This is a genomic window from Pedobacter sp. 05T44 (genome assembly GCF_056395985.1).
This window is the reverse complement of record NZ_JBFTKO010000012.1, coordinates 44,571-59,860: the sequence shown is the minus strand read 5'-3', so window position 1 is coordinate 59,860 and position 15,290 is coordinate 44,571. Positions and strand designations below refer to the sequence as shown.

Annotated in this window: 16 protein-coding genes; all 16 read left to right on the top strand. The window is 38.6% G+C overall.

Features of this window, described 5'->3' with window-relative positions; translation table 11 throughout:
• The first annotated feature begins 5 nt into the window (after window positions 1-5).
• Genes AC1DDK_RS18040 through AC1DDK_RS17965 form a run of 16 tightly spaced genes read left to right on the top strand, consistent with a single transcriptional unit; the run spans window position 6 to window position 15,290 of the window.
• A complete protein-coding gene (locus AC1DDK_RS18040; RefSeq protein ID WP_048903397.1) occupies window positions 6-1,214 on the top strand; it encodes an NADH-quinone oxidoreductase subunit D in 1,209 nt (402 codons plus the stop codon).
• On the top strand, window positions 1,207-1,719 hold the full coding sequence (locus AC1DDK_RS18035) for an NADH-quinone oxidoreductase subunit NuoE family protein (RefSeq protein WP_172662140.1): 513 nt from the start codon (window positions 1,207-1,209) through the stop codon (window positions 1,717-1,719). Before AC1DDK_RS18040 ends, AC1DDK_RS18035 begins: the two co-directional genes overlap by 8 nt.
• Complete coding sequence (gene nuoF / locus AC1DDK_RS18030; protein ID WP_172662139.1) at window positions 1,719-3,086, top strand: NADH-quinone oxidoreductase subunit NuoF; 1,368 nt, start codon at window positions 1,719-1,721, stop codon at window positions 3,084-3,086. Before AC1DDK_RS18035 ends, nuoF begins: the two co-directional genes overlap by 1 nt.
• Window positions 3,087-3,091: 5 nt before the next feature.
• Window positions 3,092-4,096 (top strand): NADH-quinone oxidoreductase subunit G, encoded by a 1,005-nt coding sequence (locus tag AC1DDK_RS18025; protein ID WP_048903399.1) that lies wholly within the window; start codon window positions 3,092-3,094, stop codon window positions 4,094-4,096.
• On the top strand, window positions 4,096-5,133 hold the full coding sequence (gene nuoH, locus AC1DDK_RS18020) for an NADH-quinone oxidoreductase subunit NuoH (RefSeq protein ID WP_172662138.1): 1,038 nt from the start codon (window positions 4,096-4,098) through the stop codon (window positions 5,131-5,133). Before AC1DDK_RS18025 ends, nuoH begins: the two co-directional genes overlap by 1 nt.
• A 36-nt stretch (window positions 5,134-5,169) precedes the next feature.
• Complete coding sequence (locus tag AC1DDK_RS18015; RefSeq protein WP_048903401.1) at window positions 5,170-5,667, top strand: NuoI/complex I 23 kDa subunit family protein; 498 nt, start codon at window positions 5,170-5,172, stop codon at window positions 5,665-5,667.
• Between the two features lie 59 nt (window positions 5,668-5,726).
• Window positions 5,727-6,224, top strand: a complete 498-nt coding sequence (locus AC1DDK_RS18010; protein ID WP_048903402.1) for an NADH-quinone oxidoreductase subunit J family protein — start codon at window positions 5,727-5,729, stop codon at window positions 6,222-6,224.
• 8 nt (window positions 6,225-6,232) lie between these two features.
• The gene (gene nuoK / locus AC1DDK_RS18005) at window positions 6,233-6,553 is read left to right on the top strand and encodes an NADH-quinone oxidoreductase subunit NuoK (RefSeq protein WP_216854440.1); all 321 of its coding nucleotides are present in this window, start codon (window positions 6,233-6,235) and stop codon (window positions 6,551-6,553) included.
• Between the two features lie 22 nt (window positions 6,554-6,575).
• Entirely contained in the window at window positions 6,576-8,468 is a 1,893-nt protein-coding gene (gene nuoL / locus AC1DDK_RS18000; RefSeq protein WP_337717140.1) for an NADH-quinone oxidoreductase subunit L, read from the top strand.
• A 21-nt stretch (window positions 8,469-8,489) separates the two neighbouring features.
• Window positions 8,490-9,956, top strand: coding sequence for a complex I subunit 4 family protein (locus AC1DDK_RS17995; RefSeq protein ID WP_172662137.1), 1,467 nt, complete (start codon window positions 8,490-8,492; stop codon window positions 9,954-9,956).
• Window positions 9,957-9,960: 4 nt separating this feature from the next.
• Window positions 9,961-11,334, top strand: a complete 1,374-nt coding sequence (locus AC1DDK_RS17990) for an NADH-quinone oxidoreductase subunit N (protein ID WP_172662136.1) — start codon at window positions 9,961-9,963, stop codon at window positions 11,332-11,334.
• Window positions 11,335-11,379: 45 nt separating this feature from the next.
• Complete coding sequence (locus AC1DDK_RS17985) at window positions 11,380-12,042, top strand: DedA family protein (protein ID WP_172662135.1); 663 nt, start codon at window positions 11,380-11,382, stop codon at window positions 12,040-12,042.
• 8 nt (window positions 12,043-12,050) lie between these two features.
• Window positions 12,051-12,605 carry an inorganic diphosphatase gene (locus tag AC1DDK_RS17980; protein ID WP_048903407.1) on the top strand — a complete coding sequence of 185 codons (555 nt, stop codon included), beginning with the start codon at window positions 12,051-12,053 and terminating at the stop codon, window positions 12,603-12,605.
• The gene (locus AC1DDK_RS17975; RefSeq protein WP_337716956.1) at window positions 12,605-13,921 is read left to right on the top strand and encodes a hemolysin family protein; all 1,317 of its coding nucleotides are present in this window, start codon (window positions 12,605-12,607) and stop codon (window positions 13,919-13,921) included. The genes AC1DDK_RS17980 and AC1DDK_RS17975 overlap by 1 nt, the downstream gene beginning before the upstream one ends.
• An 11-nt stretch (window positions 13,922-13,932) precedes the next feature.
• Window positions 13,933-14,637: a 16S rRNA (uracil(1498)-N(3))-methyltransferase gene (locus AC1DDK_RS17970; protein ID WP_337716954.1), complete on the top strand. Its 705-nt coding sequence runs from the start codon at window positions 13,933-13,935 to the stop codon at window positions 14,635-14,637.
• On the top strand, window positions 14,634-15,290 hold the full coding sequence (locus tag AC1DDK_RS17965; RefSeq protein ID WP_337716952.1) for a DUF4159 domain-containing protein: 657 nt from the start codon (window positions 14,634-14,636) through the stop codon (window positions 15,288-15,290). Before AC1DDK_RS17970 ends, AC1DDK_RS17965 begins: the two co-directional genes overlap by 4 nt.

The window sequence follows — 15,290 nt, the reverse complement described above, 5'->3', positions numbered from 1 at the left end:
AAAAAATGAATCAACCGGTATATACAGATAACGACCCACAGAATGAATTGGTAACCTTAAATTTAGGTCCAACTCACCCTGCAACACATGGTGTTTTTCAGAATGTAATTCAATTGGATGGTGAGCGCATCGTTAGTGGTGTATCTACTATTGGGTACATTCACCGTGCTTTTGAAAAAATTGCGGAACATCGCCCATTCTATCAAATTACTCCTTTAACAGATCGGTTAAACTACTGCTCTTCTCCCATAAATAATATGGGATGGCACATGACTGTAGAGAAGTTATTGAATATTAAAATGCCAAAGCGTGTGGATTACTTAAGGGTAATTATTATGGAACTGGCACGTATTTCAGATCACATTATCTGTAATACCATTATTGCTCAGGATACAGGCGCAACAACCACATTCTTATATTTATTTCAATTCAGAGAACATATTTATGAGATCTATGAAGAGATTTGTGGTGCAAGATTAACGACCAATATTGGTCGTATTGGAGGCTTCGAAAGAGACTTTAATGAAATTGCCTTTGCCAAAATCAATAAGTTTTTGAAAGAGTTCCCCGTAGCACTAAGAGAATTTGAAAGCTTGCTTAACCGTAACCGTATTTTTATTGACCGTACAGCGAAAGTTGCAGCGGTATCAGCGGAACAGGCACTGGATTATGGATGGACCGGACCGCTGTTGCGTTCAGCTGGAGTTGACTATGACGTTCGCGTGAGTGATCCATATTCGTCATATGAAGATTTTGATTTTGAAGTTCCGGTAGGAACAAGTGGTGATATTTATGACCGTTATCTTGTTCGGAATGAAGAAATGTGGCAAAGTGTTAGGTTAATCGAACAGGCTTTAGAAAAATTAAAGCACGAACCGGCAGGTATTTTCCATGCGGATGTACCTGAATTCTATTTGCCTGCTAAGGAAGAAGTTTATAATAACATGGAAGCTTTAATCTATCATTTTAAAATCGTGATGGGCGAAATTGATGCTCCTAAAGCTGAAGTATATCATTCAGTTGAAGGTGGTAATGGTGAGTTGGGCTTCTATTTAATCAATGATGGAGGAAGAACGCCATATCGTTTACACTTCAGAAGACCTAGTTTTATTAATTACCAAATGTTTGCACCAATGAGTAAAGGCATGCTGCTGTCAGATGCCATTATCAACATGAGTAGTATGAACATTATTGCAGGAGAATTAGATGCTTAAAGTAGAACAACAACAACCTGTAGAGTTTTCATCAGCTTTAAAAGAGAAGTTTGATGAGATAATTAGCAGATACCCGAAGGGTAAACATAAATCTGCTTTATTGCCGATGCTTCATGAGGTTCAGGCTGAATTAGGCTGGTTAAGCCCGGATGCAATGGATAAAGTTGCTGCTTATCTGGATATCCAGAACATTGAGGTATATGAAGTAGCTTCGTTTTACAGCATGTATTTTTTAAAACCTCAGGGTAAGTATGTTCTGGAAGTATGCAGAACCGGCCCTTGTTGTTTAGTGGGTGCTGAGAAGCTGATGAACCATATAGAACAAAATCTAGGCGTTAAAGAAGGGGAGGTTACACCTGATGGCTTGTTTAGCTGGAGAGGTGTAGAGTGTTTAGCTGCCTGTGGATATGGCCCGGTATTACAGATCGGTCCGGAATATACATTTTACGAAAACCTTAATGAACAAAAGGTTGACGAGTTGATACAAGATTTACGCAAGAAATAATGGCCCGTAAACTATTATTAGAACACATAAACGTACCAGGCATCAATACATTTGATGTTTATCGCCAAAAAGGCGGTTATCGTGCCGTAGAAAAGGCCTTAAAAACTTTGACTCCTGATGAAGTAGTGGAAGAAGTTAAGAAGTCTGGATTACGTGGACGTGGCGGTGCAGGATTCCCTACGGGAATGAAATGGAGTTTTTTGGCGAAACCTGAAGGCGTAGCAAGATATTTAGTTTGTAATGCAGACGAGTCTGAGCCAGGAACTTTTAAAGATCGTTATCTGATGACCCATATCCCTCATGCACTTATTGAGGGAATGATCGTTTCAAGTTTTGCGCTGGGTGCTAATACCTCTTACATTTATGTAAGAGGTGAGATGATGCCCCAGATTAGAATACTGGAAAAAGCAATTGCAGAAGCAAAGCATGCTGGGTTTTTAGGAAAGAATATTTTAGGAACCGGCTATGATTTGGAACTATATGTTCAACCAGGTGGCGGTGCATATATTTGTGGAGAAGAAACCGCATTATTGGAGTCTTTAGAAGGTAAAAGAGGAAATCCCAGGATTAAACCTCCTTTTCCTGCAATTGCAGGGCTTTACGGATGTCCAACTGTAGTAAACAATGTGGAGTCTATTGCGGCGACTGTGCCTATCATTAACGATGGTGGTGATGAGTATGCCAAAATAGGAATCGGCAGAAGTACAGGTACTAAACTGATTTCAGCTTCTGGTAACTTAGTGAGACCAGGTGTATATGAAATAGATCTGGGATTGCCTGTAGAAGAGTTTATTTATTCTGATGAATATTGCGGAGGTATCGCAAACGGTAAAAGATTAAAGGCTACTGTAGCCGGGGGATCATCTGTTCCTATCTTACCCGCAAATCTAACCCTGAAGTTAGCGAATGGCGAACCAAGATTAATGAGCTATGAATCGTTGTCAGAAGGTGGTTTTGCTACTGGATCAATGATGGGTTCTGGCGGTTTTATCGCATTTGATGAAGATCAGTGTATTGTTAGAAACACCTGGAACTTCGCTCGTTTTTATCATCATGAAAGCTGTGGACAATGCTCTCCTTGTAGAGAGGGAACAGGATGGATGGAAAAAGTGCTGCACAGAATAGAGTATGGCCATGGTAAAATGAGCGATATTGACCTATTGGTTGATGTTTCTAAAAAGATTGAAGGAAACACAATCTGTCCTTTAGGCGATGCGGCAGCATGGCCGGTTGCAAGTGCAATCAGACATTTCAGAGATGAGTTTGAATGGCATGTTAAAGAGCCAATCAAATGTTTAGATACTAATTATGGTTTGGCAAATTATGCTGAGCCTATTGCGAAAGCAGAAGTTACGACAGGAAATTAACAATCATGAGTGACAAAGTTAAGGTAACCATAGACGGGATAACAGTAGAAGTAGCACCCGGCACAACTATTCTAAATGCTGCAAGGCAAATAGGTGGTGATATAGTGCCTCCTGCAATGTGCTATTATTCCAAATTAGAAGGTAGCGGAGGAAAATGCCGTACTTGTATTGTTAAAGTTAGCAAGGGGTCTGAGAAAGATCCCAGGCCAATGCCAAAGTTGGTAGCATCATGCCGTACAACAGTTATGGATGGCATGGAGGTTCAAAATATCACTTCTCCGGAAGTTATTGAAGCGCGAAGCGGTGTAGTAGAAATGCTACTGATCAACCATCCTTTAGACTGCCCTGTTTGTGATCAGGCAGGAGAATGTGACCTTCAGAATCTTGGATATGAGCACGGTTTGCAGAAAACCAGATATGAATTTGAGCGCAGAACTTTTGAACGTATCGATATTGGAGATAAGATCCAGTTACATATGAACAGATGTATTTTATGCTATCGTTGCGTATTTACTGCCGACCAGATTACAAACAAACGTGTACATGGTATTTTAAATAGAGGTGATCACTCAGAAATTTCTACCTATATACAAACAGCTGTAGATAATGATTTTTCCGGAAACGTGATTGACGTATGCCCTGTTGGAGCATTAACCGATAAAACATTCAGATTTAAAAATCGTGTTTGGTTTACCAAGCCAATTGACGCACACAGAGATTGTCCTACATGCAGTGGTAAAGTTACTTTATGGTATAAGGGAGAAGATGTGCTAAGGGTTACAGCACGTAAAGATATTTATGGTGAGGTGGAAGAATTTATCTGCAATACCTGCCGCTTCGATAAAAAGAAAACGGCTGATTGGGTAATTGAGCATCCCACTCATATTAGCGATACTTCCGTTATTGCTTCTAACCATTATGAAACCTTAAAGCCTTTGCCTGTTATTCAAAACAATCCTCAATTACAACAGGCAAATAAAGTAGAACTAGAAAAAACAACCAAATTCTAATGGATATAGCTTTTGTAATAGAAAAATTTGTACTGGTTGCCATCATATTTGGTATCAGTTTATTGATTGCTATGTACTCTACTTATGCTGAGCGGAAAGTTGCTGCCTTTTTACAGGACAGGCTTGGACCAGACAGAGCAGGGCCTTTTGGGATACTTCAGCCATTGGCTGATGGGGTTAAAATGTTCATGAAGGAAGAGATTATTCCTTCAAACGCCAGTAAGTGGTTATTTATGGTAGGACCGGGATTGGCCATGCTTACCGCTTGTATTGGAACAGCAGTTATCCCATGGGGCAGCAATATAACCATCGGAGATCGTGTTATTCCATTGCAGGTAACGGATATCAATGTAGGTATTTTATACATCTTTGGTGTGGTTTCACTAGGTGTTTACGGAGTAATGATCGGTGGCTGGGCATCAAATAATAAATACTCATTGCTAAGTGCCATTCGTGCGGCATCGCAAAATATCAGCTATGAGATCGCTATGGGCTTATCTATTATTGCTTTGTTGCTCGTTACAGGAACAATGAGTCTTAAAGAGATTGTGGAACAACAACATGGCTGGCACTGGAATATACTTTACCAGCCCTTAGGGTTTGTCATTTTTATGGTTTGTGCCTTTGCAGAAACCAATAGGGCTCCTTTTGATTTGCCGGAGTGTGAAACCGAGCTGATTGGTGGTTATCATACGGAGTATTCTTCAATGAAACTGGGCTTCTATCTATTTGCTGAATACATCAATATGTTTGTGTCATCAGCAGTTATGGCTACGCTTTATTTTGGAGGATATAACTATCCGGGTATGGATTGGGTATTGTTACATACAGGACCGGTTATTGGTCCTCTGATTGGAACGTTTGTATTTTTTATAAAAATATTCGCATTCATATTTTTCTTTATGTGGGTACGCTGGACAATCCCTCGTTTCCGCTATGATCAATTGATGCACCTTGGCTGGAAGGGTTTAATTCCTTTGGCTATCGCTAACATCATTATCACAGGAATTGTGATTGCAATAATTGAAAAGTTTTAACTACCCGCACTAGCGGATAAATAATAAGGAGGTTTAATGGAACCATTAACCAGTAAAAAGAAAGTATTAGAACAAAAACCATTAACGTTTGCAGAACGAATGTATCTGCCTGCAATAGCCAAAGGTTTGTCTGTTACAATTAGCCACCTATTTAAAAAAGAGGCTACCATAAGATACCCTGAAGTTGAAAGAGAATTCTCAACCAACTTTAGAGGGATGCATTCTTTGAAAAGAGATGAGCAGGGAAGAGAGCGTTGTACTGCTTGTGGGTTGTGTGCGCTGTCCTGCCCGGCTGAAGCGATCACTATGATTGCTGCAGAACGCAAGCCTGAAGAAAAGGAACTCTATAGGGAAGAGAAGTATGCTGCAGTATATGAAATTAATATGTTGCGCTGCATTTTCTGTGGTTTATGTGAAGAAGCCTGTCCAAAAGAAGCAATCTACCTGGATGGCCCAATCGTACCTGCCGATTATCTTCGTAAAGATTTTATTTACGGGAAGGATAAATTGGTAGAGCAACCATTGAATAAATAGTAATTTAGTATACAATGCCTGTTAAGGGCCTTTTAATATAAACAGTTTAAACATAGATAATGGGTACTTCAGTATTCTATTTCGTAGCAACATTAAGCGTGATCTTTTCACTGATGGTTATTTTTTCAAAAAACCCGGTGCATAGTGTGCTTTATCTGATTGTTACATTCTTCACATTTACGGTTCACTACATTCTGTTAAACGCACAGTTTTTGGCTGTGGTAAATTTCATTGTTTACATGGGTGCAATTATGGTTCTATTCCTTTTTGTGCTGATGTTACTGAACCTCAATAAGGATAACGAGCCGTTAAAATCAGGAGCAGTAAAAGTTGTCGGTGTGATCGCAGGATGCTGTCTTGTGGTTACTTTGGTTGGATCCCTAAAGGCTACTGCAGTGTCTGATCCGGTGATTTTAAGAAATCCTAATTTGGGCTTACTGAAAAATCTGGGCAAGGAATTGTTCGGCCCTTTTATGTTGCCCTTTGAACTTTCATCAATCTTATTGCTTTCTGCGATGGTTGGTGCAGTATTGTTAACTAAAAAAGAAAAAGTATAGTGGAGAACATGACTCAACAATTGCAGGGCGTACCACTTAACCACTACATCTGGCTAAGTGCTATTATTTTCACCATTGGCGTTATTGGAGTATTAACCCGCAGAAACGCTATAGTTATATTTATGTCGGTTGAATTGATGCTGAATGCAGTTAATTTGCTGCTAACAGCTTTTTCAGTGCATAACAATGATCCATCCGGACAGGTTTTTGTGTTTTTCATAATGGCTTTAGCTGCTGCAGAGGTTGCGGTGGGCTTAAGTATTATTGTGATGGTGTATAGAAATACACAGTCAGTAGATATTAATGTGTTGAATCGCCTTAAGTGGTAATATTAAGTATAGATAAAAAATGATAATAGATTTAGTTTGGCTGGTTCCGTTGATTCCTCTGATTGGTTTTATAATCAATGGCTTGGGAAGAAACACATTATCTAAAAGCCTTATTGGTTTTATAGGAAGCAGTGTTATTTTTGTTTCTTTTGCGATCAGTGTTGGTATATTTCTGGCCTTAGGTGCAGACGCAAATAAATCTCATGAAATTTTTCTTTTTGATTGGATAAATGCCGGTGCGTTACATATTCCGGTATCTTTTCTGGTAGACCCGTTAAGTGCTATAATGCTACTTATTGTTACCGGAGTAGGGTTTCTGATCCATATCTACTCAATCGGATATATGCATAGCGATGAAGGATTCGGTAAGTTTTTTAGCTACCTGAACCTGTTTATCTTTTTTATGCTTTTACTGGTATTGGGATCAAACTACATCGTAATGTTCATTGGATGGGAAGGGGTTGGGTTATGCTCTTACCTTCTGATCGGGTTTTGGTATACAAATAGTAGCTATGCTTCTGCAGCTAAAAAGGCTTTTGTGATGAACCGTATCGGTGATCTGGGCTTTTTGCTGGGTGTATTCTTTATCTTCACTACTTTCGGAAGTGTAGAGTTTTCTAAAATATTTCCTCAGGCAGCTAATATGCTCCCTGGAAACACAACCATAGCGCTTATCGCATTGTTGTTATTTATCGGAGCCTGCGGTAAATCTGCTCAGCTACCTCTTTTTACCTGGTTACCTGATGCGATGGCTGGACCAACACCTGTTTCAGCCTTAATACATGCCGCAACCATGGTTACTGCCGGTATCTATATGATCGCCAGATCTAACCTGATCTTTGATTTGGCCCCTTTAATTCAACACGTAATTGCCATCGTTGGCCTTGCTACCGCTATTGTAGCGGCAATTATTGCACTCACGCAAACAGATATCAAAAAAGTACTTGCTTATTCTACTGTATCACAATTGGGATACATGTTTTTAGGTTTAGGTGTTGGCGCATATAATGGAGCTTTCTTCCATGTGATTACTCACGCATTCTTCAAAGCATTATTATTCTTGTGTGCAGGATCTGTTATTCATGCCTTACATCACGAACAAGATATGAGACATATGGGCGGTTTACGTAAAAAACTACCTGTAACTTTTATCACAATGCTTATTGGTACCATTGCTATAGCAGGGCTTCCTCCTTTTTCTGGATTCTTCTCTAAAGACGAGATTTTGGCACATGTGTACCTGCACGATAAAGTAATGTGGGGAATTGCAGTGTTTGGCGCGTTTCTTACTGCATTTTATATGTTCAGGATGTTGTTCCTTACTTTTTACGGTAAATATCGCGGAACGCATCATGCCGAAGAAAAAATTCATGAATCACCTAAATCAATGACAATTCCTTTGATCGTGTTGGCGGTATTGTCAGCCCTTGGTGGTATCATTGGTGTGCCTGAGGCTTTGGGCGGAAATCATTGGTTATCACATTGGCTTTCTCCGGTAATTAAGCATACCGGGGAATCACCGGATCACGCTACTGAATATATCCTTATGGCAGTTTCTGTGGTTGGTGTTTTAATCTCTATTGCAATAGCATATGGCAAATACATCAAACAAAATCACATACCGGCTTCAGATGAAGCTAAACGTTCTGTGCTGGCAAACCTGTCTTACCATAAATTTTATTTTGATGAGATATATGATGCATTAATTAGAAAACCTTTGGATGCAATTTCAGTATTCTTCTACAAAATCGTAGATAATAAGATCGTTGATGGTATTGTGAACAGCTTAGGCTGGGGAACTACCGAAGCCAGTAAAGGTTTGCGTTTAATACAATCCGGCAATGTTGGGTTTTATATTTTTATGATGGTGGTAGGAATCATCTCATTGTTATTGTATACTTATTTATCTCTATAAAAGATCGTTCAAGAAAACATAATGGAACAACTTTTACTACTTCTTATATTCTTACCATTGCTAGGTGCCTTGGTTACCGCTCTTTCCGGAAATGCAGCAAAGCATGTGGCATTGGTTTCGGCAATTGTCTCTTTAGGTTTTGCATTGGCGATGGTATGTAATTTTACACCTGATGCCAGCACCCAATTTGTGGTAAACTACTCCTGGATTCATGATCTTGGGATAAATTTCCACGCTGGTGTCGACGGAATAAGTATGATTACAATACTATTGACCAACGTGTTAATACCATTAATCATATTGGCAAGTTACCAGCATAGCTACAAAAGTTCAAATGCATTCTTTGCTTTAATTCTTTTCATGCAAAGCGGATTGTTAATCGTATTTACCGCTCTTGATGCTTTCTTGTTCTATATTGGCTGGGAAGCAGCATTAATTCCGATTTACTTTATCTGTGCAGTTTGGGGCGGAAAAGATCGTATTAAGGTAAACATGAAATTCTTTGTTTATACCATAGCGGGTTCGTTATTTATGCTCCTGGGATTGATTTACCTGTACTTACAGAACCCTGCGCATAATTTTGATATCCAGGCGTTCTATAATCTTAATTTGGATGCAACACAACAGGGCTGGATATTTTGGGCTTTCTTTATTGCTTTTGCAATTAAGATGCCTGTATTCCCCTTCCATACCTGGCAGCCAAATACATATACCGAAGCTCCTGCTGCCGGTACTATGTTATTGGCGGGTATCATGCTTAAAATGGGTATTTACGGGGTTATCCGCTGGTTGTTGCCTATAGTTCCTTCCGGAGTTCAGGATTGGGGTCATGTTGCAATTATACTGTCTGTTATAGGAATCGTATATGCATCAATTATCGCATTTACACAAAAAGACGCAAAGCGTTTGGTGGCTTATTCTTCAATTGCCCACGTTGGCCTAATCAGTGCAGGTATTTTTGCGTTGAATACACAGGGCATGCAGGGTGCAATGATTCAGATGCTTAGTCACGGTATCAATGTGGTAGGTTTGTTTTTTGTGCTTGACATTGTTTCAAGCCGTTTGAAAACAAATAGAATAAGTGAATTGGGTGGAATCGCCAAACAGGCACCAGTATTGGCAATTACGGCTTTGATCATCGTTCTTGGAACGGTTGCATTACCTGGAACCAACGGCTTTATAGGAGAATTCCTGTTGCTGATAGGCGTGTATCAGTACAATATCTGGTTAGCTGTTTTTGCAGGATTAACAATTATATTCGGGGCAGTTTATATGTTCAGGATGTACCAGAACATTATGCTGGGCAAAACGAATGATTTAACAATTACCTTTACAGACGTTAAAGGTTCGGAAAGGATAGTACTATATATCATTTGCGCACTAATTATTGTATTAGGCGTTTATCCAAAACCAATTCTGCAATTGTCTGAAGCATCAGTGCAGCATTTAATAGAACAAGTAACACAAAAATTAACATCGGTAAACTAAGCAAATGAATATCATAATAACAATTACTGTTACAGCTTTAGTAGTGCTTTACGCAGGTTTGTTTAAGGCTAAAAAAGCATTATTACCCATTACTCTTATTGGATTGCTTATTTCACTGGCTTTTGTTGCTACTTCATGGAACACTAATCAGACCTATTTTGGCATGATGCAGATGGATAATTTTGCATTGGCTTTTTCAGGTATAACCATCCTGGGTACATTGTTTGTATTTCTACTTACACAAAATTATTTTGCAGCGGATAGTGAAAATATTGCTGAATATTTCACACTAATATTATTTGCACTGGCAGGTATCATCATCATGGTTTCTTACAAGAACATGTCCATGTTGTTTATTGGCATTGAGATTATGTCTGTTTGTTTATATATACTTGCGGGTATTCGGAAAAGTAACTTTGCATCTAATGAGGCTTCATTGAAGTACTTTTTAATGGGAGCATTCTCAACAGGATTCTTACTATTTGGCATTACCTTGATTTATGGTGCGACAGGCTCGTTCGATTTGGAGACCATTAATCAGTATTTAGTGGGCAATTACAAATCCATCTCCCCGATGTTTTATCCGGGTGTAATTCTGATGTTAATAGGATTGAGCTTTAAAGTAGGAGCTGCACCGTTTCACTTTTGGACACCGGACGTATATGAGGGTGCGCCGACTTTGATTACAACTTTTATGTCCACAGTAGTGAAAACTGCAGGTTTTGCTGCCTTTTTACGCCTGTTTGCTGATACTTTTGCTCCGCTTCATGATTTCTGGCTACCACCACTAGTTGCAATTGTTTGTATTACATTGTTTATTGGAAATGTTACTGCCTTATTTCAAAAGAACTTTAAAAGAATGCTTGCCTATTCGAGTATATCTCATGCAGGTTACTTATTGTTTTCGTTAGTAACCTTGTCTGCAAACTCATCAAATAATGTATTGGTTTATGCAGCAGCTTATACTTTTGCCAGTATCATTGCGTTTGCGGTGCTAATTATGGTTAAACAGAAAACAGGTAATGATCATTTTGACAGCTTTAACGGACTGGCTAAACGCAATCCACTAACTGCTTTGGTGCTCACAATAGCGATGTTATCGCTGGCCGGTATACCGCTAACAGCAGGATTTATCGGGAAGTATTTAATGTTTCTGAATGTAATGGGAGAGTATCAGATCCTTCTTGTTGCATTCGCTATTTTAAATGCCTTGGTTGGCTTTTACTATTATTTTAAAGTAATCGTGGCCATGTACTTTAAAGAGGGTAATGAAATTGAGCTGGAAGTACCGCTTCAATACAAAGCAGTATTGATTTTTTCAGTTGTAATTACATTATTTTTAGGGGTATACCCTGCGGTAATTTTAAATTTGATATAACCATTTCTCTAGATAATTATTTGTAGTTTTACGAGTAATTGAACTATGCAAGATTTCTGGACCTCATTACAGCATTTTATCGACCCTGAAAAATTACTTAAAGAAGGTGGTTTTTATGTTGTAATGTTCGTTATTTTTGCTGAAACTGGTTTATTTTTTGGGTTCTTCCTACCAGGCGATTACCTTTTATTTCTTGCGGGCATGTTTGTAGCAACAGGAAAGTTGGATGTAAATATCTACGTGCTTATCCTGGGTTTATGCCTTTCTGCCATTTCAGGTAATTTTACCGGGTATTGGTTTGGTCGAAAGACGGGCCCTGTACTCTATCATAGGAAGGACACTTTCTTCTTTAAAAAGCGTTATTTGAAAGCTGCCGAGGAATATTACAACAAACAGGGAGCTTTTGCTTTAATAATGGGAAGATTTGTTCCGATCGTCAGGACTTTTGCCCCGATTTTTGCTGGCGTAGTTAAACTAGATTTTAAGAGATTTGCATTATATAACATTGCAGGTGCAATATTATGGATAGCTTCCTTAACTTTGCTTGGTTATTTCTTAGGTAAAAGATTTGAAAAAGAAATAACCGATTATTTATTATACATAATTATAGGCTTTATTATTGTTACGACCATTCCGCTTATCATCACGTTCGTGAAAAAGAAGGTGGTAAATAACACAGATAAAGAAACAACAAATACAGAACAATAAAATAAAAAATGAATAATTACGATCATCATCCATGGCACAGCGTTTCTCCAGGCGATAATTTACCTGAAATTGTTAATGCCATTATAGAAATTCCAAAAGGTTCAAAAGCGAAATATGAAATTGATAAAGAGTCTAATCTGATTAAATTAGATAGAGTATTATTCTCTTCAGTGATGTACCCCGCTAATTATGGGTTTATTCCACAAACCTATTGCGATGATAATGACCCTCTTGATATTTTGGTGTTATGCTCAGTGGATGTTTATCCATTGTCAATTATCGAGGCGAAAGTTATCGGCGTAATGCATATGGTAGATAACGGCGAACAAGATGATAAAATCATTGCGGTAGCTAAAAACGATATGTCGGTTAATTACATTAATGATTTGGCTGATCTGCCTCCGCATACAATGAAAGAAATCGTTAAGTTCTTCCAGGATTATAAAGCACTGGAAGAAAAGAAAGTAACTATCGAACATCTGTTGGGTGTAAGATATGCACATAAAGTCATACAGGAAAGCATTGCTCTCTATGACGAAAAGTTTAGAAATAAGAATTCTTAATGGAAGGTCTCAAGATATTTTTAACATTCTTCTTAGTAGCGCTGAACGGATTTTTCGTTGCAGCAGAATTTGCAATTGTAAAGGTTAGGGCCTCGCAAATTGAAATTAAAGCGAAATCCGGAAGTAGGGTTGCAAATATCGCAAAATACATTACCCAGCATCTTGATGGCTATTTAGCCGCAACACAGCTGGGTATTACGCTTGCCTCTCTTGGTTTGGGTTGGGTCGGTGAATCTGTGATGCATAACATTGTTCACGATGCGCTGATTAACTTTAATTTATCAGAGGTTTACATTACCTCTATATCTACGTTTATTGCATTTCTATTTATTACGGTAATGCACATCGTATTTGGAGAATTGGCACCAAAGTCGGTAGCAATACAAAGACCTGTGGCTACAACATTATTCATTGCTGTTCCCCTTCAGGCATTCTATTGGCTATTCAGACCTTTTATATGGGTTTTAAACGGCCTGGCTAATATAATCCTTAAGCTGTTTGGTATTTCCAATGTAGGTGGACATGAATCAGTACACAGTACAGAAGAGTTGTATTATTTATTGGATCAGGGTAAAGAAAGTGGCGCGCTGGATACCAATGAACACGAACTGATTAAAAACGTTTTTGATTTTAATGAGCGAGTTGTTAAAAATATCATGGTTCCAAGAACCAAAATTTCTGGAATTGAATTATCTACACCTAAACAGGAAGTTGTAGAAACAATAATTGGCGAAGGATATTCAAGGATGCCTGTTTATGATGACATTATCGATAAGATTATCGGAATTGTTCACGCAAAGGATATTCTCCCATTATTGGCGGGTAATAAAGAATGGTCTTTAAGTGATATTATCAGGAAGCCATATTTTGTACCTGAAACAAAGAAAATAAATGACCTGCTAAGTGAACTTCAACAGAAGCGCATTCAAATTGCTATTGTCATTGACGAATTCGGCGGTACAGCCGGAATGGTAACGCTGGAAGATATCGTAGAGGAGATTGTTGGTGAGATACAGGACGAGTATGATGAGGAAAAACCAACTGTTGAAAAAATATCTGATACAGAATTTATCATTAATGCTTATGCAACTGTTTATGATGTAAATGAGCATTTACCTCATGATCTGCCCGAAGATGAGGATTTTGATACAGTAGGAGGGCTTGTGTCTCATGCATTTGGAAAGATCCCTGAAGTAGGTGATAGCGAAGAATGTTATGGGTATTTATTTACGATCTTAAAGAAAACAGAACAGAATATAGAAACCATAAAACTGGAGCTCGTGATTAGCAAGAGTGATATGGTCGACAACCATTAATCTACTTTGTAATGCATGTTTTTTATACACCAGACATCATTTCTGATGATTATGTCTTAAATGAGGATGAAAGCAGGCATTGCATAAAGGTTTTAAGATTAAATATTGGTGCCGAAGTTTACCTTATTGATGGCGTTGGAGGACTTTACAAGGCTGCAATTGTAGGCCAGACAAAGAGAAACGTTGAACTAAAAGTTCTGGAAGCAACCCATAACTACAACAAGCGGAATCATCGGCTGCATATTGCTATTGCACCAACTAAAAACATAGATCGATTAGAATGGTTTCTGGAAAAAGCGACTGAAATAGGGATAGAAGAGATCACGCCAATAATTTGTGATCGTTCTGAGCGTCGTGTAGTTAAAGAAGACCGGTTGGTTAAGGTCGTTACTTCTGCTGTGAAGCAATCCCTTCAAGCCTATCATCCTATAGTTAATCCTCAGATAAACTTTTCCGATTTCTTAAAAATAGAAAATACCACTAATAGGATGATAGCGCATTGCATTGATGAGTCTTCCAGGCAGTACATCAGTCAAATTGCTGAACCTCATCAGCATTATACCATCCTGATCGGACCAGAAGGTGATTTTACACCGATGGAAATTGATTTGGCTTTGCAGAATGGCTATAAACCCTTAACTTTAGGTAATACACGGCTGAGAACAGAAACCGCTGCTTTAGCGGCCTGTTTTGAGGTGAATTATTTAAATCGATGAAGTTTAAACCCCTTTTTTTCGCCGGAATAATTTTGATATGCTCAAGCTTTTATTCCCCTACTTATAAATTAGCAAAACTAAAATATAATGGTGGTGGCGATTGGTATGCCAATAGAACCGCACTTCCCAACCTTATCGACTTTTGTAACAAGAACCTGCAAACAAACTTTGCCCCGCAGGAGGAAATTGTTGAGGTTGGAAGTGCAGAAATATTTAATTACCCATTCGTATACCTTACAGGACATGGGAATGTCGTTTTTAGTGGTGCTGAAGCCAGTAACCTCCGTAAATACTTAATCGGTGGCGGCTTCTTACACATTGATGATAACTACGGACTGGATAAGTTTATCCGTAAAGAAATGAAGAAAGTATTCCCTGAATTAACATTCACAGAATTACCAGCCAATCATCAGATATACAATCAAAAATTTAAGTTTCCCAATGGCCTGCCCAAGATCCATGAACACGACAATAAAAGACCTCAGGGTTTTGCATTAATCTGGGAAGGACGCATCGTTTGTTATTACACTTATGAATGCGATTTGGGGAATGGATGGGAGGATTATGGAACTTACCCTGGAGATACTCAGGATAAGCGCTCCAGCGCGCTTAAAATGGGCGCAAATTTAATTCAATACGCATTAACACAATAG